Consider the following 24,390-nt stretch of genomic DNA (forward strand, 5'->3'; position numbering starts at 1 on the left):
TTACTTTGTTGTCGCTTCGGGGAAATACTGAGAAAATTCCTGCAACTCACCGTATAAAAAAGACATTTCTTTGGACTGAATCAAGGTTCTGGCCTGTTCAAATACCCGTCTGGCCAAATCGCTTTGTCCGGTTTCCAGATGTAACAAGCTCAATCGGAGTTTCAGCCCCGCCGCATTGACAGGAGCATTGATCTCATCATAAAACGACTGGGCTTTCAGGTAGCTGCGCATGGCTTCTACGGGCTTAGTCTGGGCGCGATAAACATCGCCCTGTAACTCTTCCAGTTTAGCGCGAGTCAGCCAGTTAGTTTCAGCCTGAGTCAGCTGCAATCCACTGGCGATAATTGACAAAGCCTGTTCAGGTGCACTTTGCCATTGCGATAAAGCTTTTAAATACAACAGGCGAGCCTGTTGATGTTCACTGATTTGCGTCGCCTGCAATGCTTCGTTAACTATCGCTTTCGCTTCAGGCTCACGGGATTTCCAGATCAATAGTCTGGCCAGCATAATCACCCCCTCAGTATCTGACTGAGGGTCCACAATCAGACGCTGCAACACCGGAATCGCCAGTGCCCAGTCGGTTTCATAGGCCTGAACCATTTGCGCCAAACGTGTTTGTTCTGGCTCGCTGTCGATTTCATTGCGACCAAGCATCCCGTCTACGTTTTCCGCCAGGGTGGAAAATGCCAGTTCAATATCATGGCTGAACAGCACAAATTGCTGAGCCTGTTGTTGATTGGACAGGCTGTAAATCAACTTATAGTCATACACATCGCCATATGTCTTTACCGCCAGTGACCAGCTATCAGACCCGGCAGCAAGTTCTGCCTCACTGAACAACCGTATTTTCCGTGTACTTTGCTTTTTACTCAGTATTTCCCTGAGCATTGCTGCACCGGAATCTGCTAACCACTGATGGTCATTGCGATCAATGCGGCTCTGAACCGGCGCTATCAGCAACAGTTTTTGGTTTTCATTGTTAAACCAGAAATATGACGCAGCGCCAGACAGCAGTATAAAGCTGATAGCTATCATCGCTCTGATCAACAGGATATTCTTTGCTTTAGATGAATTGGGTGAAGGTAAATACTCACTTTCCTCATGTGATTCAGGTATTGGCGTTGTCGCAATTAACCATTCATAACCTTTACGGGGATGATTCTGAATAACCGTAATGTCAGAAAACAGTTGTCTGATCTCACGGACGGATTGAAAAATAACCCCTTCATTCACCTGCACATCATCCCAGACTTCATCCAGCAGTTGTGATTTGCTGATGATCTGTTCCGGGTGGGCAATCAGGTAACGCAACAGAGCCAGAGTTTTTGGCCGCAACACCTGTACCTTATCAGCGCACACCAGTTCACGGGTGTGGGTATTGAGCACATAGTGGCGGATCTTAATTTTCATTCATCGAAGTAAGTAGCGGAGCTTGTCCGCTATACTAACGGGAAGTTTAGGGAGTGGCTACCAGGTCCATAATCCTGGCCGCCATTGCGGGGTTGATTTCGTAGTGTTTGCGCACAAAGTCCAGCATATGTTGTGCGCAAAGTGGCAAATCTTCTACGCCTGAGAGCATAACCTTAAAATCCGACAAATAGGCCGGGTGACGCAATTCCACCCGCCGGTCTACACAAAACCCGTCCCGGGTGGTTAAGCGTTCCTCAGACAGAGATATATCCAGCAGTGAAATGAGTCGGTCCAGCGCGTAAACCTGAACAAAACGCATCGCTGAACACCACTCACCGCGGCGATAACGGCAAAGGCCCACATACAGATTGGTGAGCAGTTCACCTAATAAAAAGTCTTCGTCTATGTTGGCCGTTGGCAACGCCTGAGCGGGTGCCGCCAGAGATTCGGGCAGACTGTCATCTCGCCAGATAAACTGCCCAGTTTCGTAAGGAATGTGCCCCAGCTCTTGCGGCTCAAACACCGCAAACTCACAAAACACACCGTCACTAAACAGCAATTTGTAGCCATCGCGGCTATTGCGAAAAGCATAAGCAATGTCGCAAATCTCCGATAACCAATTTAAATTCTCGATAAACTGCCACTTACAGCCAGGTGCCACAATGGCAAAAAAGTCGAGGTCAGAGAAGCAATCCATTCTGCCCTGATCACCGGCAGAGCCCAGAGCTAACAGCCCTAATCCATGACGGTGATGCTTCAGTGTTTCCGCAATGTCTGTCAGTCGCCCAATGAGTAATGCAATGGTAACCCCCGGTGTTTGCTGCACCCTGTTTTTACTCCCCTAACAACACCCAGGACCAGGGACTATCTATGATTACCTGACCTTCCTTTACCCTGACTTGCTGCCCAGAGTAATAGTCCTGCAACAGGGTTCCTTCGGTAAAGACATCCGCAACCAGAAGCGTCTTGTTGCCTGGCTTCAAATCCGCCGCAACCACAACGGCTTTGTGATTTGCCAGGGTTCGGCTAAACACATAAGGTTGAGCTGTAATAATTTGATGTTTTCCCGCGCCCACCGCAGGAAAACGCTGACGAAACTGTCCCAGCCTTTGCCAATGGCGCAACAACGCCTGGGTATCAGGCTGTGTCAGATCCTGCCAGTTCATATTCGCGCGCAAACCGGCGTCGCCAAAGGCATCTTCGACAAGCATAGGTCGCGCTAACTCATCCCCGTAATAAATTTGTACACCACCTGGTGCCATCATTAACTTAAACGCACTGTCCCAGATCTGTGCGCGGGATCTATCCCAGGAGTCCTGATCATCATGGGAGCCGATGTAGTTCAGTATCCCTTTCCCCTTAAAAGCGGGCGCCTGCAACCAGGCAGAGTATTGACTAAACAAAGACTCAGTGTCCTGGCTGATGTGGCTAACAAAACCCATATTGATCAAGGCATCAAAACCAAAATCAAAAAACTGGACCTGTTTATCGCCATAATTGTATTGATTGTTTTCAGGGTTAGCACTTTTAAAACCAGCGACGCCCCAGTTAAACACTTCACCCACCATGTAAAACGGCAAATCTCCCAATGCGTCATCTGGGTGCTCAGTTCGCCATTGAGCAAGCGCTAACTCACTTTCTTTTTTCAAAATCGCCCATATTTCCGGCTCTACGTGTTTCGCGGTATCCACCCGAAAGCCATCAATACCATATTCCCGTACCCAATCGGTTAGCCACTTAACCAGGTAATATTTGGGCGCTTTGGGATAACCGGTACGCTGAAAAAAGTCCCTGAGTTCCGCCAGTTCAGTATCCAGACGACCTTCCTGACGCCACTTTTCCAGCAGAAACTCTGGCAGTTCAACCTCCTGTTCAGATTCGGTTTTAATGTCGGTCAGGGATGTGGCTAACGCGCAACTGACATTTTGTTGATAGCTGGTCCAGTTGCACAACGGCTCTGTTCTGACCCAGTTCGCTGGCCAGAGTTGATCCTGCTCGGTTTTGGGGCCGGTATGGTTAATGATGACATCCACCAGTACCCGAATCCCCTGTTTGTGGGCGGCCTTGATCATAGCGGCTAAATCCGCTTCGCTACCAAAATTGGCATCCACAGCCGTCCAGTCTTTGGGCCAGTAGCCATGGTAGGCGTAAGTCAGGCGGTCGGACACATCAAACCCGTGTATCTGTTCAATCACCGGCGTAGTCCAGATAGCATCTACACCAAGACGGTTAAAATAACCGGCTTCGATTTGTTGCGTAATCCCTTTGATGTCCCCGCCTTCAAAGCCTCTTAAGAGTGCAGCCTGCTGATGACGTTGATAACTGGCGTCATTCCCCGGGTCCCCGTTGCTAAAACGGTCGGTTAACAAAAAATACACGGTGGCATTGCGCCAAAAGTCAGGGGTCTCTGCCCAGCTTTTATTGATGGTCGCCAGCAGCAAGATAATACTGCTGAGTAACAAACAGGTGGCTACCGGGTTTGATTGGGTTGGTGTGGATTTCATGGTTCAGACTCCAAACAATTAAGATTCGTTTGAAGCCTCCGACAATTTAGCGGTTTATGACACTGAAACCTTCTTAAAAACACTTAAATGCGTTTTAACATAAGCCATTATGGTATGTAAGTACTTACATTTAAAATTAAATAAATGCCATTCAGTTAGCTCTTCAGTCTGGTGAAGCGGACAACACAGAGTCCCGCAATACCATTTCTGCATCATACAGGTGTTGCAGTTGGTGCTTTTGACCATACACCTTATTCAGAATATGTTTTGCCGCCATCTCACCCATTTCATAAATCGGGTTACTGACGGTGGTCAGTTTCGGATAGACGTGATGGGCAATTACCACGTCATCGAATCCGACAATGGATAAATCTTCCGGCAGTTGTAGCCCGATGTCGCGGGCGCAACTCATGGCGCCAGAGGCCATCCAGTCGTTGGCGCACACCAAGGCACTAAACTTGATGTCTTTGGCCAACAGTGCCTTTAATCCATTAATGCCGTCTTCTTCTTTAAAGCGACCTTCATACAGGCTTTCCGGAGAGAAAGGTATGCCGGCTTCCTGAAGCGCCCGTTTATGTCCGGCCAGACGCAACATGGCATCAGCCTTGTTGCCAGGACCGGAGATGTAAGCTATGTCCTTGTGACCCTGCTCTATCAGATGCCGCGTGGCGCTGTAGCCACCGGATTCGTTGTCCAGACAGAAACAAGCTTCATCCAGTTCTTTGACGTGACGGTTGATGATGGACACCGGCAAGCGCGATTGCAGCGCCACCAGATCCTGATCAGACATGGCCTCAGAATGCAGAATAAGCGCATCACAATTGCGGCTGATCAAAAATTCAACGGCATCCAGCTCTTTGGCTAAATCATTGTGACCAACACTGATGATGACATGTTTGTCCTGTGCTCTGAGTGTCATTTCGATGGCCTGCATCATTTCCCCGAAAAAGGGAGTATGTAACTCGGCCACCAGCACCCCGATGCTGTCAGTACGACTGTTCGCCAGTGAGCGGGCCACTGAGCTGGGACGATAATTCAGTTCCTGAACTGCCTTTTCTACTTTTTCACGGAGCAGTGGATTCACCGTTTTACGGCCATTCAACACTCGCGACACCGTCGATAAAGATACACCGGCTCGTTCTGCCACCTGATAAATTGTCGCCACTCATCCTCCAGAGAAAGGGTTTTTAAGCAGTCTGGGTTTGCCGTTTCATTGACAGTGCCAGGGTAATTTCAGACTGCTTGTTGTCATCCAGAGGATAAAACCACATTAACAGCGCGCCCGCAACGCCAAATCCCGCAGGGATCCAACTCATCAACAATAAAATCCCGGGTAATGCCTGTTGCGCGGTTGATTTATCGAGGCCATCGTAACCGTACCAGGCCAACACTAAGAGTACTAATGCGCCGGCAAACCCGCCTCCGGTTTTTTGCACGAAGGTACCGGCAGAATAAACCAGTCCTGTAGCCCTTCTTCCTGTGCGCCATTCCGAATAATCGGCCGCATCGCCTAACATGGCAAAAAATAGCGTAGGCATCATAGCGGCAAAAAACTCTGCAACACAACCCAGGATAAATATCCAGGCCAGTTGCTCAGAAGGTAGCCAAAACATCAACCCGGTAAACAGGCTGCTGAGCAGCAGTACCCAGATAAACAGCCATTTGCGTCCCAACCAGGCAGACAATTTTGGCGTCAGTAAAGCGCCCAGCACCGACACGACCAACAGCGCAATAAAATACTGACCCGCATACAGTTCCAGACCAACATAATACTTGAAGTAATAAGCTATCGCGGCGTATTTTACACCATTGAACATCATGGTGAGAAAACCAATCCCCAGCAGAATCAACCAGGGTTTGTTATCGAGCAGATCCAGTAAATCCCGCTGGGTTCGGCTGATATTGTCGTTCGCCGAAGACTTTAACCGGCGCACTGCCCATCCAATACCCACCAGCACAAGCACAAAAAACAACCCGGTGGACCAGTTGCGGAAATAAAAGAATAAAGTCATGGCCAGAAGCGGCACAACCAACCAGGGAAGTTGTTTACTCAGATCCAGCAATTCCCTGCCCAGCGAGCCGGTAAACTGCTGGCTGGTAACCACCCTTTCACGGGTAAAGCCGACAGTAACAAGCATTAATAAAACCAATAAAACGGCATAAAAATACATGGCATACTGATAACCCTGTGCGCTGCTTCCATCGCCCAACGCTTCAACCATCATGGGTAAAAAGCCCATCACAAACATACCGCCGATAAAGGCACCGGCAAAACGAAATCCCGATAAACTGGTGCGTTCATTGTGGTCATGGGTCATCACCCCCATCAACGCCGAATAAGGCACGTTGCTCATGGTATAGGCCAGCGTCAGGCCGATATAGGTAATGTAAGCATAAACTAACTTGCCGGAATCGCTGAGATTTGGGGTACTGAAACACAGCACCATAAACACCCCAAGTATGGGGGCAGACCAGAGAATCCAGGGGCGGAACTTACCCATTTTGCTTTGGGTTCGGTCGGCGATCATCCCCATTAAAATATCGGTAATGCCATCAGATAAGCGCACGACCAAAAATAACATCGCCGCAGCGGCCGCCGAAATGCCAAAGGTATCCGTGTAAAAAACCGCCATATAGGCCAAGGCACCACGCCAAACCAGGTTTGCGGCGGCGTCACCGGCACCATAACTGAGCTTTTCCGCCAGACTTAATTGCGCCATAATTCGCCGCTCTCCTTCCCCTCAAAACCACTGTTCACTGATTTAGTTCTCGTTTTTGTTGCAATAACGCCTGCCAGGCAAGCGCACTTTGTTTTAATGTGCGCTGCTGGCTCTGAAAATCCACGTAAACCAAACCAAAGCGCTGAGTATAACCCTCGGCCCACTCAAAATTATCCATCAGGCTCCAGGCAAAATACCCCTTAACTTCGACACCTGCCAGCATCGCCGCTTCCAACGCCTCAAGATGAGACTGAAAATACGCTACCCGATCGGTATCCATCACCTGCCCACCTTCGAGTTGATCCGCCATCGCCGCACCATTTTCAGTGATGTAAATAGGTGGCAGATCAAAACGTTGCGCTAATCTGATAAACAATTCCCGCAACGCGTCCGGGTAAATTTCCCAGCCGATGGCGGTTTTAGGTCCCTGGTGCTCGTGCTCGGTATACAAGCTATCGCTGTCGGTTGCTGCAGAATAGTGTAGACGGGTATAGAAGTTTACGCCCAGATAATCCAGCGGTTGTTGGATTATCGCCATATCACCTTCATGGATAACCGGCTTGTCGGATTCCGGGAGACGTTCAAACACATCGGGATAAGTACCTTCCAGCAAAGGCTGTAAATACCATAGGTTAATGTACTCATCGGCCAGAGTAGTCGCCTGCACATCTTCAGGATTATCGGATTTCGGATAACAGGGCGTAAAATTCAATACAATTCCGGCCTGCACATTCGGGCAGTTTTTGCGAATAATGGGCATCGCCAAACCATGGGCCAACAAGATATGATGTGCTGCCTGGCGTCCTGATGCCCGACCGGTTTTACCCGGCGCATGTACACCAATTTCGTACCCCAGGTAGGCAGAACAAAAGGGTTCGTTAAACGTGGCATAAGCCGCGACTTTATTGCCCAGCCGCTCGGTCACTTTAGCCGCATAATTTGCAAAGGCATAGGCAGTATCGCGATTCAACCAACCGCCCTGCTCTTCCAGGTATTGTGGCAGATCCCAGTGATACAAGGTGACAAATACCTGAATATTCAGACGGTTTAATTGTGCAATTAATTGCTGATAAAAGTGCAAACCGGACTCGTTGATCTCCCCTTCCTGGGTCATCACCCTGGGCCAGGAAATGGACAGGCGATAGGCGCTGACATTCAACTGTTGTAATAACTCAACATCCTGCTCCCATCTGGCGACGTGCTCACAGGCAACTTCGCCATTGCTGGCATCTTCAATTGCCCCGGGACGCTGGCAAAATGTATCCCAAATGCAGGGCAAACGGCCGTCAATATCGCCCTCAATCTGAAAGGAGGAAGTGGCCACACCGAAGATAAAATCTCGCTGCATTAAGGGGGAAGAAGGGCTTAACTGAAGGTTTTTCATATCACTGAGTCATTGTTAATTTGTAAACTGAAATTGTCACAGCAGCACACTGCTGCCACCGTAAACTTATTGTTAATTTGCTGTTGTATTTATGTTTATAACATGCAATTCTAATTTTGAGAAAGCGCTTTCTTAATATTTTTATCAGATTTAGAAAGCGCTTTCCATAAAAACAATTTGAATATCTGACATTCCGCTCCTGTGGCATTGTCAGGTAACTGATTAGAGAACCATGATGAAACGAGCAATAAACAGACTTTTAATTCCACTGAGTTTGATACTGAGCAGTGCGCAAATATCAGCACAGGTTTCACTTTGGCCGGCACAGATCTCCGGAATGCCAGAATCCGCCGAAATGGAACAGCGCATAACCACCATGCTTGAAGACATGACGCTGGAACAGAAAGTCGCCCAAATGATTCAGCCCGAGATCCGTGATATTAGCGTGGCAGATATGCGCAAATTCGGATTTGGCTCTTATCTGAATGGCGGTGGCTCGTTTCCCTACGGCAATAAGCAGGCAACCATTTCTGACTGGGTGCAATTGGCCGATGATCTGTATCGGGCCAGTATTGATGCCAGTGAAGATGGTTCAACTATCCCGACCATGTGGGGTACGGACGCGGTTCACGGTCACAACAATGTTATCGGCGCTACCCTTTTCCCTCACAATATTGGTTTAGGCGCAGCAAACAACCCACAACTGATTGCCGATATTGCCCGGGCCACAGCCCTGGAAGTACAGGCTACGGGAATCGAATGGATCTTTGCGCCAACCGTTGCCACTGTCCGGGATGACCGCTGGGGTCGCACCTATGAAGGCTATTCGGAAGATCCGGAAATTGTGAAAGCCTATTCAGCGGCAATTGTGCAAGGATTACAGGGCAGCGATGCGGATTTTATGCAGCCAGATCGGGTTATCAGTACCATCAAGCACTTTTTAGGTGATGGTGGCACTATAGGTGGCGATGATCAGGGTGACAATATCGATACCGAATCCCAGCTGGTAAAAATTCATGCACAGGGGTATGTCAGTGGTATTCAGGCCGGAGCCCTGACCGTCATGGCATCATTCAATAGCTGGCATGGTAAGAAGATCCACGGCAGCAAGTATTTACTCACCGATGTGTTAAAAACCCGCATGGGTTTTCAGGGTCTGGTGGTAGGCGACTGGGCCGGTCATGGTCAGGTGGCAGGGTGTAGTAATGAAAGTTGCCCCCAGGCCATTAACGCCGGGCTGGATATATTTATGGCACCTACCGCTGCCTGGCGTCCTCTGTATCACAATACCGTACAACAGGTCCGTGATGGCATTATCCCAATGACGCGGGTAGATGACGCAGTACGCCGTATATTACGCGTAAAACTCCTGGCTGGTGTATTTGAACGCCCGGCCCCTGCTGAAAGGTTATATGCTAACAAACAAGCGCTTATTGGTGCCCCGGCACACCGGGAAATCGCCCGTAAAGCCGTACGTGAATCGTTAGTGTTGCTAAAAAACAAAGGCGGGCTTTTGCCATTGTCGCCCAAACAACACATATTGGTGGCAGGAGATGGGGCTGACAATATCGGTAAACAATCCGGCGGCTGGACTATTACCTGGCAGGGCACCGGTAATCAAAACAGTGATTTTCCCGGTGCCACTTCCATCTACCAGGGGATAGCAGAACAGGTGCGCAATGCCGGAGGCAGCACGGAACTCAGTGTCACCGGTGAGTTTGAGCAGGTGCCCGATGTAGCCATCGTAGTGTTTGGAGAATCACCCTATGCAGAAGGTCATGGGGATCGCAACGATCTGCATTTTCAGGCCGGCGATAAGCAGGATCTGGCGCTATTGCAAAAGCTTAAAGCCAGGGGGATTCCGGTGGTGGCCATTTTTCTCAGTGGCCGACCCATGTGGGTAAATGCCGAGCTGAATGCATCCGACGCTTTTGTAGCAGCATGGTTGCCCGGCAGCGAAGGTCAGGGGATTGCCGATGTCATCCTGCGTGACAAAGATGACAAGATTGCGTATCCGGTCAGCGGCAAACTCAGCTTTTCCTGGCCCAAAACAGCCCACCAGAAAGTCAATCGTTTTGACCCAGACTACCATCCCTTGCTGCCCTATGGTTTTGGCTTGCAGTATGGCGAATCCGGGCCACTGGATAATGTGACGTTAGACGAACAGGTCAGCAGCAGTGCACAGAGCACCTTGCCAAGAGTGATTTTCAATGGTCAAACCCAAAAACCCTGGATCTTGTGGTTGCGGGAAGGTGAGCAGCGCTTGCAGGTGAATAGCAATACCCACCAAATGCAACAGCTCAGCTTTCGCACCATCGATAAGGCCATTCAGGAAGACGCGCTACAGGTGACGTTTTCAGCGCAGGGAGACAGCAGCCTTTACTTTGCCAGTAAAAGTCATTTTCGAGAAGATTTGCGTGCTGATCTGCTGGCAAAAGCGGCCTTAAGCTTTGCTCTTCGCAGTGCAGACAAATCTGACGCACCGATCTGGTTACAGCAGGGTTGCGACAATCCCGACAAACAACATTGCGGCGCTCAATTGGATCTGCGTCCTTATCTGACCACAGACAACCGTTGGCAAACCCTGACAGTTCCGCTGACCTGTCTGCAAGCGCTGGGAATGGAATTCCAAAACAGTGTAGTGCCCTTTGAAATCAGCAGTAATCAGGCCATTACCCTTGCAGTGGCAGAAGTGCAAATAGTGGCACCACAGCAAGATTCCAGTGTGAATTGTGCCGACTTCGCTCAATAACAGGACCCGACAGAACATGAACAACAATATGATGCTGCCCATCAGAGAAAAGGTGGGATATGCCATGGGTGATGTAGCATCCAACTTTTACTGGCGGGTGCTGGATCTATTTCTATTGATTTTTTATACCGATGTATTTGGTATATCAGCGGCCGCCGTCGGCACCATGATGCTGGTGACCCGCCTGATTGATGCGTTTTCCGACCCTATCATGGGCGCCCTGGCTGACCGCACCCGCACCCGATGGGGACAATTTCGCCCTTATCTGCTTTGGGGGGCGATTCCACTGGCCGCAGCAGGGGTTTTAACCTTTACCGTACCGGACCTGGATCAGGACGGTAAACTTGTCTGGGCTTATGGTACCTATATCTTTCTGATGCTGGCTTACACCTTTATTAATGTTCCCTATGGCGCGTTGATGGGCATCATGACATCTGATACGCAGCAACGCACGCAGCTGACCTCTTTCCGGTTTATTGGTGCATTCAGTGGTGGCACTTTGGTGGCCTGGTGTACCCCGGAGCTGGTAGCACTACTGGGTCAGGGCAATGATACCCGGGGCTGGCAGCTCACCATGATGGTCTACGGCGTGATAACCAGCCTGCTTTTCATTACCACCTTTTTCAGTGCCCGGGAGCGCATTCAGGTACCCAGTCAGCAACATAGCAGTACCTGGACTGATATTCAGGATCTGTTGCACAACAAACCCTGGTTAATCTTATTTTCTCTGGCCCTGATTATCATGCTGACAATCAGCTTGCGCGGCAGTTCAGGCACCTTTTACCTGAAATATTATGTCGGTCGCGAAGATCTGATTGGCCTGTTTGGCATGGTATATATGCTGTCACTGGCCACAGGAGCGGCAATTACGCCGTTGTTGTGCCGCTTCATTGATAAGCGTCGCTTACTGATGGTGCTGATGTCAGCGGTTACTTTATTTTCGGTGTTGTTTTACTTCATCCCCAAAGACAACCTGCTGTTAATATTTTCTTTGCAGTGCCTGATTGGCTTGTGTCTGGGACCGAAATCGCCACTGGTATTTTCAATGTATGCCGATACCGCCGATTTCGGCGAATGGAAAAACGGCAGACGCGCAACCGCTATGGTATTTTCAGCGGCAGCCTTTTCCCAAAAACTGGGCGGTGCATTGGCCGGAGCCACTATTGGCTGGGGTCTGGCCTCGCTGGGTTACACCCCCAATCAGGTACAAAACGATGCCTCGGAACAGGGCATTCTACTGCTAATGAGCCTGCTTCCGGGACTGTTTGCCCTGATTTCGGTGGTGATCATTCACTTTTACTCACTCAGTGAACAACGACTGGAACACATTCAGCAGGACTTGCAGCAAAGAAGGGAAACATTGTCATGAACCACAATAAATCAGCGCCATTTGAGTTTGATCAGCACACAGGTGCCATCCACCTTTACAATCCCGATGACATTCCCAATGCCAGTGGCTATCTGTGGAACAAAAAAATGTTGCTCAACATGACCTGTCGCGGCTTTGCCAGTTGTCACTTTATGCAGCCTGAGCCCGCTACCTACTCCTGCGGTCCGGCACTGGAGGCGAAGACCTTTCTTCAGCCAGAGCATTATTATTATCAGGGCCACCCGGGACGATTTTTTTATGTCAGGGATCATCAAACACAGGAACTGTTTTCCCTGCCGTCTGAACCCATGAGCAAACCACTACAGCAGTTTCGATTCACGCTGGAAAACGACGCAATCTGTTGGCATATTCGCCATCTGGACTGGTGTTTCGATATCCGGGTTAGTCTGTCCTGTGATGACGTCGTCGAGATTTGGCAACTTAAGATCAGCAATAGCAGCAATACGTCTCGCAGCCTGAGCATCTATCCTTGTTTTAATATTGGCTATCAGTCCTGGATGAATCAGGGCGCGAATTATTCTCCCGTCAGTAACAGTATTATTGGTACCAAAATCACGCCCTACCAAAAACTACCAGATTACTACCGCCAAAAAGATTATCTGGAACTGAGTTTTTTTAGTGCCGATCAGCAGCCCGACAGTTACGCCGCTAATCTGGCGCAATTTCTCGGCAGTGGTGGCTGGAGCCACCCCGCAGCGCTGAACAATCGTTCTCTGGGCGATACCCAGGCGGTTTACGAAACACCTGTCGCTGTGATGCACTTTGATAAGCACATCAAGGCACAGGACAGCCAGCAACTTGGTTTTATATTTGGTGCCGCACGAGATGAAGCGCAAATTCAGCGTTTGCGGGCACGCTATTTAACGGCGCAACAACAGGACGACACCCGTTTTCAGTACCGGCAATACCTGAACGCACATTCAGCCTGTATCCAGGCACAAACTCCGGATGCGGAACTTAACCAGATTATCAACCACTGGTTGCCACGGCAGGTTTATTATCACGGTGATGTCAACCGACTGACCACTGATCCACAAACCCGAAACTATCTGCAGGACGCCATGGGGATGTGCTATCTGGCACCAGACTATTACAAACAGGCATTGCTCAAGTCGCTGGCTCAGCAGGCCAGTTCCGGGGCGATGCCGGATGGTATTCTGTTGCATGACAAAGCCAGCTTAAAATACATCAATCAGGTGCCCCATGCCGATCCCTGTGTCTGGCTGCCAATCACCTTGCAGGCTTATCTGGATGAAACCGATGATTTTGCTGTGCTGAATGATACTGTGCCTTTTGCGGATGCTGAACAAAAAGCAACGGTTTTGCAGCATATCGATTTGGCGATGAAATGGCTGCAGGCCCAGTTAGATGAGCGCGGCCTGAGTCTTATTGAACAAGGCGACTGGTGCGATCCCATGAATATGGTTGGTCATCAGGGCAAAGGGGTTTCCAGCTGGTTATCCATGGCCAGCAGTTGGGCCTTCCAGATTTGGGCAAACCTGTTAATGCGGGTCAATCAGACTGAAACCAGCAACTACTGGCAAGAGCAAGCGCTTGCTATCAACAACAATGTGAATCAGCACTTTTGGCACCAGCAGTGGTATGGTCGGGGCATTACCGATGCAGGCCGCTTGTTTGGCACTGAAAACGATCAGCAGGGTAAAATCTACCTGAACCCGCAGAGTTGGGCGATGTTGTGTCAATGTGCCTCGCCAGAGCAGGAGCAGCAGATGTTGGCCGCGGTACAATCCCACCTCAGCACCCCTTTTGGCGTGGCTATGTTAGCGCCGGCCTATACCGCGATGGTAGAAGATATCGGACGCTTAACTCAAAAATTCCCCGGGGTGGCCGAAAATGGCTCGCTATACAACCACGCCGCGGCTTTTTTTGTTTATGCTTTGTATCAGCAAGGCCACAGCAAGACCGGCTATGCCACTTTGCAGCAAATATTGTGTCGTTCCGATCAGGCGTTGCAAAAGCAACAACTCCCTAATTTTGTGCCGAATTATTATCGGGGCGCCAGCCCGCAACACCCGGAATACTGTGGACTGTCCAGCAGGTTGTTCAATACCGGTACTATCGCCTGGATTATGCGTACTATTACGGAGCAAATCTTTGGCCTGAAAGGCACAGAAAACGGTTTACTGGTGCAACCGCAACTGCCTCCGGAATGGCCGGAGGCTCGGGTATTGCGCACGTTTCGCGGTCACAAACTCCAGGTGCGATATCGTCGTAATCCGGACCTTAGCCAGCAAACGCTGGTGTTAAATGACACACCGGTACAGGGCAACATCATCGCTACAGAGCAGTTAACAGCCGACAACGATTTGCTGGTATTGCTACCGACGGAAACTGACCAGTGAATCGGCTGTATGTGGTAATGGGGGTCAGCGGTTGCGGTAAATCCACCCTGGCGCAGCAAATAGCGCAGCACCTGAATGTTAGATTTCTCGATGCCGATGACTATCATAGCGAGCAAGCTGTCGCGCAAATGCAGACCGGAGTTGGCCTGACGGATGCCCAGCGCGCGCCCTGGTTTGACCGTATCGGACAGGCCATTCAAGGCCAGCGCGAAACCACCGGCGTACTGGCCTGCTCTGCGTTAAAAGCGGCATATCGACAGCGCCTCAGAAAGATGGCCAGGCAGGTCATCTTTTTGTGGTTGAAGGTAGATCAAGACACCCTGCTACAACGCCTTGCCGGGCGTCAGCAGCACTTTGCCGGCACGACCCTGTTGCAAAGCCAACTGGCGACACTGGAGCCACCGGAGAATGAACCTGACGTTTTACACTTTGATGGAAGTCTAAATTCAGGGATACTATTTAACCAGGTTCTGTCACAACTGGAAAATATCCATGACCATTAAACGCACTATCTTTTCTCTGCTAATGATCAACCTGATTGGCACAACGTCTGCCGCAGAACGGATTGGGATCAGGCACACTGCCCAAGCCCCGGTCATTGATGGGCAAGTGGACGAACTTTGGCAACAGGCCCCCTGGTGGCCTCTGGATAATCACATTCTCGGTGACATTCCGGACAAAGCTGACTTTTCCGGTCGCTTTAAACTGCTTTGGGATGAAGGCAAACTCTACCTGTTAGCAGAAATCCAGGATGACGTGTTAGCGGATTACTACCCCAATCCGAAAACCCAATATTGGGATGACGACTGTCTGGAGATCTTTATCGACTCAGACGCATCCGGTGGTAACCACCTCTATACCCACAACGCTTTCGCCTATCATATTGCTCTGGACAACCAGGTAGCCGATATTGGCGAGAACCGGGGCGCGGGAGAAAACTCGGTGGTGTTACTGAACCATCACCTGAAAAGCCGCTGGCAACGCACTGACAGCGAACCCTATCCGGTAATCTGGGAAGTTGCAATGAACCTCTATCCTGATGCCTACAGCGATGCTCACCCGCTCCCCCCGTTAGCCCTTAAAAGTCATCAGGATATCGGCTTTATGCTGGCCTATTGTGACGCTGACGGGCAGGGTTATCGTGAGCATTTTTATGGTTCCACGGCTATCCAACCTGTGGATGGTGATAAAAACCTGGGTTATATCAACGCTGACGTGTTTGGACAATATCAATTGCAGCCCACAACAACTACACAAAAATAACAAATAGAAATTTTTTACTTACCTAATTTCAGTAACTTACATAATTTTTGTTAATTGATTGTTAATTTATTATTGACTGACGGAATCACTTGAACTAAATTGAGAAAGCGCTTTCTCGGAAGCATGGAAGCATATCGGCGCCTCGAGAAAGCCCTTTCTCAGATTGAGATAAAAGTGATTAAAACTTAAAGAGAGCAACACAGTGAAAAACGCAAAACTAAGCAAAACTAAATTAGCCACCAGCGTATCCCTGATACTCGCTGGCGGTATGACAATGCCAGCACTGGCGCAAGAAAGCAGCGAGCTGAATGACGTTGAAGTTATTCAGGTCAGCGGTATTCGCGGCAGTATGCAGGAATCCATGGGTGTAAAGCGGGAATCATCAGGCGTCGTCGATGCAATTTCTGCTGAAGATATCGGTAAGTTTCCGGATACCAACCTGGCAGAATCGTTACAGCGCATCACCGGTATTTCCATCAATCGGAACAACGGTGAAGGTAACCAGGTTACTGCACGTGGCTTTGGTCCGGATTACAACATGGTGACCTTAAATGGCCGTACTATGCCTGGCTCAGCATTACCTGCAAATGGCGGCACGCCCAACTCCCGCGCTTATGACTTTTCAGACCTGGCATCAGAAAGTGTGCGTGCGGTTGAGGTGTATAAAACCGGAAGGGCCAGCATCGCGACCGGCGGTATTGGTGCCACTATCAACATCAGAACAGCACGCCCGTTTGATGCCTACGAAACAGGATTCAGCGCCAATGTCGGTGCTAAGGCACTGCACGATACCACCAATCGGGTTAATGACGATGTTACCCCCGAAATCTCCGGGTTTGCGAATTACGTCAACGAAGACAAAACCTTTGGTGTTACCCTCACCGGTTCCATTCAGGAAAGAGACAGTGCCGCGGTAGGTGCTTTCGTTAACGAATGGCGTGTTAACCCTTTTAATGGCACGGTGCCGCAATCACCAGATCCGGCAACCAACCCGGCCAGCGGCCCGGCCGTGGTACTAAATAACGCACCGGATATTGGCCAGTTGTTTGCCATCCCGGCCGATTTGCGTTACTACGTGTCAGACCGTGAGCGCAAGCGTACCAATGCCCAGTTAACCGTACAATTCGCCCCATCAGATAAGCTAACTGCTACTCTGGATTACACTTATTCCAAACAGGATCTGTACGAAGCCCGCGCTGAACAGTCAATCTGGATGGACGATCGCTATTTTGCCGAGCTGACCTTTGATGATGAAGTAGTTGCTACCCCCATTCACATCACTCAGGAGCGTCGTGATCTGTTGCCTCGGGATTTGGGTTTGGCAATACAGGAGCTTAATCAGGTCAATGAAAACAAGTCTCTGGGTATCAATCTTGAGTACATGGTCAACGAAGACTTTTCACTGGTATTCGATGCCCATCACTCCTCGGCTGAAGGCAGACCTGATGCACCCTATGGCACCTGGACCAACCTTGGTCTTGGCGCGAACGTGGTACGCGGTCAGGGCGCGGATTTCTCTGTAGACTTCCCGATCATGACGGTGGATTTTGACGATCTCAGTCGCAGCAACCTGAATGGCAACGGTGTCCTGGATCAGGACGACGTGGGTACCTCCATTCTGGATATGAACTTCAGCTCTCAGGACACTGAAGTCACCCAGGCACGTTTAGATGGTCAGTATCACTTTGACGAAGGCAGTATCAAGTTTGGTATTGAATCTCGTGCTATGGAAAGTACTTCGCTGCAATCCTTAACGCGACATACTATGGGTAACTGGGGTATTGAAAACCCAGGTGAGTTACCGGCAGGCGTATTAACACCTCTTAACCTGGCGGAAGAATTCACTGATTTCAATACCAATGGTATTTTTTCTCAAGGCTTTACCGGTAGTGTGGCTGAGATAGGTGCATTTGCTGCAAGCACCTATGGATTTAATTTACTGGCCGACAACCCATACGCCACTAACCGCACCATTGAAGAAGACATTGTCGCACTGTATTTTGAATACGATTTATCCGGCGAACTGGGCGGAATGCCTTACAATTTGCTGATGGGTCTGCGCTATGAAGATACTGAGACTACGTCCATCGCCAATATTAGTTTGCCCAGCGCTGTTGCCTGGGAAAACAACAATGACTTCAATATCCGTTTCGGTAGCGCTATGGAAGATGTCGCGTATAAATCAGACTATGACCATCTGTTACCGGCTCTGGACTTTGATATTGAAGTGGCAGAAAACGTCATTACCCGATTCTCTTACAGCAAGACTATTGCCCGTCCTACCTATAACCATTTGAGCGCTGCATCGGATCTTAATCAGCCCAGCAGTGCCACCCCGTTTTCGGACAGACCCACTGCGTCAGCGGAGTCCGGCAACCCTTATCTGAAGCCGCTGGAGTCGGATAACGTGGATATCTCGGTAGAATACTATTTCGACGAGACCAGCTATGTGTCAGTCGGCTTCTATGACAAACGGGTACGCAACTTTATCGGTAATGAACAGGTAGAAGAAACCATTTATGACCTGAGAGATGCCACGGCCGGTCCCAGAGCACAAGCGGCTATCGCCGAGCTTGAGCGCTTAGGAGTACCACTCAGTGACAGCACCTTATTCAGTATGGTGGCGGCCATGGAAAATGGCGTTGACTTCTTCTCCATGACCGATGAAGAGTTTGAAGCAACCTATGATATTCTGCCCAATGGCGATGATCCCTTGTTAACCTTTATCAACAGTAAGCCGGTTAATAACAAAAGCGCAAATATCTATGGTTTTGAGATTGCAGCACAACACTTCTTTGGCGATACCGGATTTGGTGTAGCGGCCAACTACACCACAGTTAACGGTGATATCGCCTTCGATATCAATGCCGATCCTTCAGAGACGCAATTTGCACTGGTGGGACTCAGTGACACCGCTAACCTGATTCTGATGTATGAGAAAGACGGCCTGCAGGCGCGTATTGCCTATAACTGGCGGGACAAGTTCCTGAATAATGCCGCCTTTTACGTGAATGAGCCCAGCTTTACCGAATCATTATCTCAGATTGACTTCAACGTGTCTTATGACGTCACTGAGGATCTGACGGTATTCCTGGAAGGTATCAATATTACGGAAGAAGACAGCCGCACTCATGGCAGAACCAGTGCGCAATTGTGGCGCATGGAAGACCTTGGCGCCAGATATGCGTTAGGTGCGCGATACAAGTTTTAAGTGTGTCCATGTGGTACCGTTTTCCAGTGTCCTTCGGGGCACTGGTTTTTTCGCATTTTCAGTTGAATAAATTATGCTTACAGCAGGTTTGCATAAAGGTACAACATGGATAACCCATTAAAACATATTGTCATTTTAGGTGGCGGCTCAGCCGGTTGGTTGACCGCTGGTCGACTCGCCGCACAAATGCAGCAGCGGGAACAGCAACTGCAGATCAGTCTGATTGAGTCTCCCACCTTAAGTACCATAGGTGTTGGTGAGGGTAGCTGGCCTTCCTTGCGCCACACACTACGCCAAATCGGTATTTCTGAACTGACTTTTTTAGTGCGCTGTCAGGCTTCGTTTAAACAAGGTTCAAAATTTATTGGCTGGCGCAATGAAACAGCGACCGGGCACTATTACCACCCCTTCACAAACCCGGCAGGCTATACCGAAATTAACGGCTATCAACATTGGCAAAGCAGCGCCCAAGCGATGCCATTTGCCGATGTGTTTTGTCCGCAACCGGCAGTGTGCGAGGCAGGCCGTGCCCCTAAGCAACTGGCCACGCCCGAATACGCCCAGGTGGTTAACTATGGATACCACTTTGATGCCGATAAACTGGCAGAACTGCTAACCGAGCACTGCACCCAACAATTGGGGGTCAACCATATTCGCGACCACATAGAGCAAGTAGAGTGCCATCCTAATGGCGATATCAGGGCACTGATTGGGCAACAAAATGGGCCAATAACAGCAGACTTTTTTATCGATTGCAGTGGTATGGCTTCCCGTCTGATCGGCCAGCATTACGCCATCCCGTGGCAGGCGGTAACCCAGGTACTACCCAGCGACTCGGCAATCGCGGTGCAGGTTCCCTATGCGCAGAACGATAGCCCCATTCAGTCCACCACCAATGCCAGCGCTAAACCAAACGGCTGGATTTGGGACATCGGCCTTTATCACCGCCGGGGGGTAGGCTTTGCCTACGCCTCCGGATTTTGTGACAAAGCACAAGCGGAGCACACTTTGCTCGACCATCTTCGCCAACAACTCAGCGAGGAGCAGGTAGCCACACTGACGCCCAGACACCTGAAATTCACCCCCGGCTATCGCAAAAAATGCTGGCAAAACAACTGCCTTGCCATCGGTATGTCAGCCGGATTTATTGAACCCCTGGAAGCCTCAGCCATCGCCATGGTGGAACTGAGCATTAACATGTTGTGCGAGGAATTCCCACAAACCAGACGTCACATGGACATACTGTCGCAGCGTTTTAACAAACGCTTTGACTATCGCTGGCAGCGGGTGATTGACTTTGTCAAATTGCACTATGTATTGAATAAACGACAAGACTCTGAATTCTGGAGCTGGCAGCGCCAACCCGAATCAATACCTGACTCACTGCAAACCCTGTTAGCACTGTGGCAATTTCAGACGCCTTCCCGTCTGGATTTCATCGAAAACGAGGAAGTATTCACCTCAGCCAGTTATCAATATGTACTATATGGCATGGGGGCACACAGTCAGCAAATCAAAGACAACAATTTTTATCAAAGCCAACCTCGGGCAAACACACTGATGCAACAAACGCAAAACATGAAACAACAACTTTTGCAGGGACTACCGGAAAACCGCAGCCTGCTAAGCGCTATCCGACAAAAAATGACAACGGAGGTAGTATCGTGAACAGCATTTCTGATGTGGTTATTGCCGGTGGCGGAACAGCCGGGTGGATGGCGGCCGCGTCCCTGTCAAAACTGCTGGGAAAAAGTTTGAATATCACCCTGGTAGAATCAGATGAAATCGGCACAGTGGGGGTCGGTGAAGCCACCATACCGCCCATCAGAACTCTGCACAAATTGTTAGACATAGACGAACGTGCGTTTATGAAAGCCACCCAGGCCACCTTTAAACTGGGTATTCAGTTTGAGAACTGGGGACAACAGGGCGATAGCTATATTCACTCTTTCGGGATCACAGGTCGCGAATGCTGGGCTGGCGAATTTCATCACTTTTGGCTCAGGGCACAACAGGAAGGCATGACCACCCCGTTTGGGGCCTTTTGCCTGGAACATGAAGCGGCACTGGAAAACAAATTTGCATTGCACCAGCAAGTACCACTGAATTTTGCCTATCATCTGGATGCCACCCGCTACGGGCAGTTTTTACGGGAAATGGCCCAACGGCAGGGGGTTACCCGTACCGAAGGAAAAATCGCAAAGGTCATGCAATGTCCCGACTCTGGCTATATCAGTGCCTTGCAATTGCAAAATGGTGACACCGTTCGTGGCGATTTGTTTATCGACTGCACCGGTTTTCGGGGCCTGTTAATCGAACAAACGCTGCATACCGGATACGATAACTGGAGCCACTATTTACCCTGCGATAGTGCCCTGGCAGTGCAGTGTAGCAACCCTGATGCTCCCAAACCTTATACCCGTTCCATTGCTCATCAGGCTGGCTGGCAATGGCAAATTCCATTGCAAACCCGGGTAGGGAATGGTCTGGTTTATAGCAGTCAGTACCAGGATGACAGCGACGCGCAAACCCTGCTGATGCAAAACATCCCGGGAGAGCCGTTAACCGACCCCAGAGTGATCCGCTTTACCCCCGGCAAACGTCGCAAGGGTTGGCACAAAAACTGTGTCGCATTGGGGTTAGCATCAGGCTTTATCGAGCCTCTGGAATCCACCAGCATACATCTGATCATGACCGGCCTGGTCAGGCTGATGCGCCTGTTCCCGTTCAATGGCATCACCGAAGCCGCCATCAATGAATACAACAACAAATTCGACAGTGAAATGCAGTGTATTCTGGACTTTATTGTCATGCACTATGCCGCAACAGAGCGCCGCGACAGCGAGTTCTGGCGTCATTGTGCCAGCATGGAACTCCCCCCGTCGCTGCAACACAAAATCGCATTGTTTAAAGAGACAGGTCGGGTATTTTTAGATGACGGTGATATATTCAGGGTAGATTCCTGGACACAGGTGATGCTGGGACAGCGTCTGAAGCCGCAACAATATCACCCCATCGTTAATGAAATGAGCCAGCCTGAATTCCAGCGCTTCATGCACGGCTTGCAAATGCAGGTAAAGCAGCAGTGCAATGCTCTGCCTGAACACGGTGCCTTTATTAAACAATACCTGGGCTGAGTGAGGCCCCTTTTGGTAAATATTTATGTAAGACATCAGTTTGTAGTTGCGTCATGTGCAAAAGCCTTCTAACTTTTACTGCAATCACAATAAATTTACCGGAACTTTGCATGAAACAGCCACTGAACTTTAAAAACAAAAAACGCGTCACCTCGATATTGGGGGCGGCGTTGCTTCTGGCATTGAGCCACAATGCCCTGGCAAAAGTGGAAAGCCATAAAACCCTGAAAGCGGTTGTGGCAGAGCGCTCCGAAGAAGCCCGGGCCCGCGATCAGCAACGTCACCCGGTAGAGACCCTCAGCTTTTTCCAGTTAAAACCTGGTATGACTGTTGCCGAAGCCTTACCCGGCGGTGGCTGGTATTCCGGTATCATTGCCAATTACCTGGGTAAAGACGGCGCGCTTTATGGCATCAATTATGTGGACAGCATGTGGCCCAGATTTGGTTTTTTCAGTGAAGAACGCATCAAGGATATGATTGCCTCCACCGCTGCCTTTCCAGACATGGTGGCTGAGTTAAGCGACAATGGTATCAGTGCTGACGGCTTTACCTTTGAAACTATCCCTGCTGCAATTCATGGCACGGTAGACCGGGTATTATTTATTCGGGCGCTGCACAACCTGAACCGCTTTGAAAAAGAGGCTGGCACCCTTACCCAGGCCTTAACAGCTGCACACCAGTTGCTGAAACCCGATGGCATGGTAGGCGTGGTACAACACGAAATTGCCGAGTCAGATGCCGATACCGATGGTAGCCGGGGTTATCTGAAAGCGTCGCAGGTCATCGCCAGTTTTGAAGCCGCCGGTTTTGAACTGGTTAGTCGCTCAGACATCAATAAAAACCCCAATGACAAGCCGTCTGAAAGTGACATGGTGTGGCGCTTGCCCCCCACCTATTACGGTGCGCAGGACGACGAAGCCCGTAAACAGGCGCTGGATAAAATTGGAGAATCCAATCGCATGACTCTGCTTTTTAAAAAGAAATAAAGTAAATCATCTTTACGGCGGACCGCTACTGGTCCGCTATATTAACGATATCAACGCCTTAACTAACTGCCCATCATCATAATATTTAGGTTGATGGTCGTGCAGTAGTGGCGTATCAATGACCTGAATGCCCATCCGGGTATAGTGCGCAACATCCAGTTGCTGTTTTTGTGGTAAGTGACGACTGTCGTACAAAATAAAATTTAATAACTGCGTCGTTTCTACCGGTTTATCCAGTTGGCCTTGTAAACGGGCCAGAATAGTATCCACCTGATCATTGATAGTCATACCGATTTGTTCCGGATCGGTACCGCGATTGGGAATGTACACCTTGGGGCAAGGGTTCTGCGCAATGCACTCAGCAACCCCGTAAGGCAATAAATTGGCCACCAGGCTGGAATAAAAACTGCCGGGTGGGTAGCAAATTAACTCTGCGCTTTGGATCAGGTTGCGGTTGCGCTTTTTTAACTTGGTAGTAACCCGGCGCAAACTGTTCAGATCCTTGCTCAGGCGTAGCTTTTTTATGGCACAGTTGATCGGTGGTTGTTCTTTTCCGGTCAGGCAGTGTTGACCGATCACCTGAGAACCATCCGCCAGTTCTGCCGCCAGGTGATAATTGTCTTCGGTTATTGAGCGCACCACCCCTTTTACTTTAACCAATTCAGAAAACAAAAAAATAATAGGGTCCAGTTGACGATGCTGATTGATATAACCGCCCACTAAAATCAAATTGCCGATACTGGCACCGCGCAGGTTAAATGCGGCGGGCATCACCTTTAAAAAGTAGCCTAAATGGTTGCAAATCAGGCTGCGCATGGGGTTGAGGATATCGCGGGTCAGGTCATCTTCCCCTGCCACCATCGACTCCAGACGCGCTCTTAATGTGTCATTGTCTGTGGTTTTGTCAAAGCGGTAGTTAAACAGGCGGAGTATTTCAGGGTTCCCCAATACCGATTCATCGGCCAGCGCCATCATGCGGCTGCGCAGGTCACCCACTGCAGGCATATCAAAAAACTCCCGGATCACCGCTGAGCTGCCACCGGAGTCAAATGGGGTAACCAGGTGAATTGAATTATGGGTGAATTCTTTCAGTTTGCGCGCTACGCCATTCAGGGCACTGCCACCACTGAAAAACAAAATACGCGGGCCGAGTTCCGGAATTTTTTTATAGCGACTACTGCGCATAGGATCAGGGATTGTGCCTCCCCTGGTAACCAAAAAACGAGTCATCGGTTATCTAAGCCTTGTTGTTATTTTCATTTTTTCAACG

The 24,390-nt window shown here is 49.7% G+C and carries 16 protein-coding genes; 9 read left to right on the plus strand and 7 right to left on the minus strand.

The annotated features are described in order from the left end of the window. The 6 genes from AC0J20_RS11200 to AC0J20_RS11225 all read right to left on the minus strand — a co-directional run bounded on the left by AC0J20_RS11200 (nucleotide 1) and on the right by AC0J20_RS11225 (nucleotide 8,018). Nucleotides 1-1,410 carry a winged helix-turn-helix domain-containing protein gene (locus AC0J20_RS11200; RefSeq protein ID WP_473021700.1) on the minus strand — a complete coding sequence of 470 codons (1,410 nt, stop codon included), beginning with the start codon at nucleotides 1,408-1,410 and terminating at the stop codon, nucleotides 1-3. 46 nt (nucleotides 1,411-1,456) lie between these two features. Further along, entirely contained in the window at nucleotides 1,457-2,236 is a 780-nt protein-coding gene (locus tag AC0J20_RS11205; protein WP_473021702.1) for a hypothetical protein, read from the minus strand. A 7-nt stretch (nucleotides 2,237-2,243) separates the two neighbouring features. Next, complete coding sequence (locus tag AC0J20_RS11210) at nucleotides 2,244-3,914, minus strand: alpha-amylase family glycosyl hydrolase (protein WP_473021703.1); 1,671 nt, start codon at nucleotides 3,912-3,914, stop codon at nucleotides 2,244-2,246. Between the two features lie 163 nt (nucleotides 3,915-4,077). Further along, nucleotides 4,078-5,079 carry a LacI family DNA-binding transcriptional regulator gene (locus AC0J20_RS11215; protein WP_473021704.1) on the minus strand — a complete coding sequence of 334 codons (1,002 nt, stop codon included), beginning with the start codon at nucleotides 5,077-5,079 and terminating at the stop codon, nucleotides 4,078-4,080. Nucleotides 5,080-5,101: 22 nt separating this feature from the next. Beyond that, complete coding sequence (locus AC0J20_RS11220; RefSeq protein WP_473021705.1) at nucleotides 5,102-6,634, minus strand: MFS transporter; 1,533 nt, start codon at nucleotides 6,632-6,634, stop codon at nucleotides 5,102-5,104. 34 nt (nucleotides 6,635-6,668) lie between these two features. Further along, the gene (locus tag AC0J20_RS11225) at nucleotides 6,669-8,018 is read right to left on the minus strand and encodes a GH1 family beta-glucosidase (protein ID WP_473021706.1); all 1,350 of its coding nucleotides are present in this window, start codon (nucleotides 8,016-8,018) and stop codon (nucleotides 6,669-6,671) included. A gap of 235 nt (nucleotides 8,019-8,253) precedes the next feature. Here AC0J20_RS11225 and AC0J20_RS11230 point away from each other — a divergent pair, with 235 nt between their 5' ends. The 9 genes from AC0J20_RS11230 (at nucleotide 8,254) to AC0J20_RS11270 (ending at nucleotide 23,120) form a co-directional block, all read left to right on the plus strand. Beyond that, nucleotides 8,254-10,770 (plus strand): glycoside hydrolase family 3 protein, encoded by a 2,517-nt coding sequence (locus AC0J20_RS11230; RefSeq protein ID WP_473021707.1) that lies wholly within the window; start codon nucleotides 8,254-8,256, stop codon nucleotides 10,768-10,770. A 16-nt stretch (nucleotides 10,771-10,786) separates the two neighbouring features. Beyond that, entirely contained in the window at nucleotides 10,787-12,139 is a 1,353-nt protein-coding gene (locus AC0J20_RS11235) for an MFS transporter (RefSeq protein WP_473021708.1), read from the plus strand. Next, nucleotides 12,136-14,523, plus strand: a complete 2,388-nt coding sequence (locus tag AC0J20_RS11240; protein WP_473021709.1) for a GH36-type glycosyl hydrolase domain-containing protein — start codon at nucleotides 12,136-12,138, stop codon at nucleotides 14,521-14,523. Before AC0J20_RS11235 ends, AC0J20_RS11240 begins: the two co-directional genes overlap by 4 nt. Then, nucleotides 14,520-15,026 carry a gluconokinase gene (locus AC0J20_RS11245; RefSeq protein ID WP_473021710.1) on the plus strand — a complete coding sequence of 169 codons (507 nt, stop codon included), beginning with the start codon at nucleotides 14,520-14,522 and terminating at the stop codon, nucleotides 15,024-15,026. The genes AC0J20_RS11240 and AC0J20_RS11245 overlap by 4 nt, the downstream gene beginning before the upstream one ends. Then, nucleotides 15,016-15,786 carry a sugar-binding protein gene (locus AC0J20_RS11250; protein ID WP_473021711.1) on the plus strand — a complete coding sequence of 257 codons (771 nt, stop codon included), beginning with the start codon at nucleotides 15,016-15,018 and terminating at the stop codon, nucleotides 15,784-15,786. The genes AC0J20_RS11245 and AC0J20_RS11250 overlap by 11 nt, the downstream gene beginning before the upstream one ends. 274 nt (nucleotides 15,787-16,060) lie before the next feature. Further along, nucleotides 16,061-18,997: a TonB-dependent receptor gene (locus AC0J20_RS11255; protein WP_473021726.1), complete on the plus strand. Its 2,937-nt coding sequence runs from the start codon at nucleotides 16,061-16,063 to the stop codon at nucleotides 18,995-18,997. 105 nt (nucleotides 18,998-19,102) lie between these two features. Next, a complete protein-coding gene (locus tag AC0J20_RS11260; RefSeq protein WP_473021712.1) occupies nucleotides 19,103-20,665 on the plus strand; it encodes a tryptophan halogenase family protein in 1,563 nt (520 codons plus the stop codon). Next, nucleotides 20,662-22,134, plus strand: coding sequence for a tryptophan halogenase family protein (locus AC0J20_RS11265; protein WP_473021713.1), 1,473 nt, complete (start codon nucleotides 20,662-20,664; stop codon nucleotides 22,132-22,134). The genes AC0J20_RS11260 and AC0J20_RS11265 overlap by 4 nt, the downstream gene beginning before the upstream one ends. Nucleotides 22,135-22,244: 110 nt before the next feature. Further along, nucleotides 22,245-23,120, plus strand: coding sequence for a class I SAM-dependent methyltransferase (locus AC0J20_RS11270; protein ID WP_473021714.1), 876 nt, complete (start codon nucleotides 22,245-22,247; stop codon nucleotides 23,118-23,120). 36 nt (nucleotides 23,121-23,156) lie between these two features. Here the strand turns inward: AC0J20_RS11270 and AC0J20_RS11275 are convergent, their stop codons facing one another. Further along, complete coding sequence (locus AC0J20_RS11275) at nucleotides 23,157-24,350, minus strand: GAK system CofD-like protein (RefSeq protein WP_473021715.1); 1,194 nt, start codon at nucleotides 24,348-24,350, stop codon at nucleotides 23,157-23,159. Between the last annotated feature and the right edge of the window lie 40 nt (nucleotides 24,351-24,390).

The organism is Planctobacterium sp. R6 (genome assembly GCF_055755215.1).

What these genes read in the sequence shown, in the direction of transcription:
- AC0J20_RS11220 (WP_473021705.1), bottom strand. Translation starts at nt 6,634, where the DNA reads ATGGCGCAATTAAGTCTGGCGGAAAAGCTCAGTTATGGTGCCGGTGAC.
- AC0J20_RS11225 (WP_473021706.1), bottom strand. Translation starts at nt 8,018, where the DNA reads ATGAAAAACCTTCAGTTAAGCCCTTCTTCCCCCTTAATGCAGCGAGAT.
- AC0J20_RS11230 (WP_473021707.1), top strand. Translation starts at nt 8,254, where the DNA reads ATGAAACGAGCAATAAACAGACTTTTAATTCCACTGAGTTTGATACTG.
- AC0J20_RS11255 (WP_473021726.1), top strand. Translation starts at nt 16,061, where the DNA reads ATGCCAGCACTGGCGCAAGAAAGCAGCGAGCTGAATGACGTTGAAGTT.
- AC0J20_RS11270 (WP_473021714.1), top strand. Translation starts at nt 22,245, where the DNA reads ATGAAACAGCCACTGAACTTTAAAAACAAAAAACGCGTCACCTCGATA.
- AC0J20_RS11235 (WP_473021708.1), top strand. Translation starts at nt 10,787, where the DNA reads ATGAACAACAATATGATGCTGCCCATCAGAGAAAAGGTGGGATATGCC.
- AC0J20_RS11210 (WP_473021703.1), bottom strand. Translation starts at nt 3,914, where the DNA reads ATGAAATCCACACCAACCCAATCAAACCCGGTAGCCACCTGTTTGTTA.
- AC0J20_RS11240 (WP_473021709.1), top strand. Translation starts at nt 12,136, where the DNA reads ATGAACCACAATAAATCAGCGCCATTTGAGTTTGATCAGCACACAGGT.
- AC0J20_RS11260 (WP_473021712.1), top strand. Translation starts at nt 19,103, where the DNA reads ATGGATAACCCATTAAAACATATTGTCATTTTAGGTGGCGGCTCAGCC.
- AC0J20_RS11250 (WP_473021711.1), top strand. Translation starts at nt 15,016, where the DNA reads ATGACCATTAAACGCACTATCTTTTCTCTGCTAATGATCAACCTGATT.
- AC0J20_RS11200 (WP_473021700.1), bottom strand. Translation starts at nt 1,410, where the DNA reads ATGAAAATTAAGATCCGCCACTATGTGCTCAATACCCACACCCGTGAA.
- AC0J20_RS11275 (WP_473021715.1), bottom strand. Translation starts at nt 24,350, where the DNA reads ATGACTCGTTTTTTGGTTACCAGGGGAGGCACAATCCCTGATCCTATG.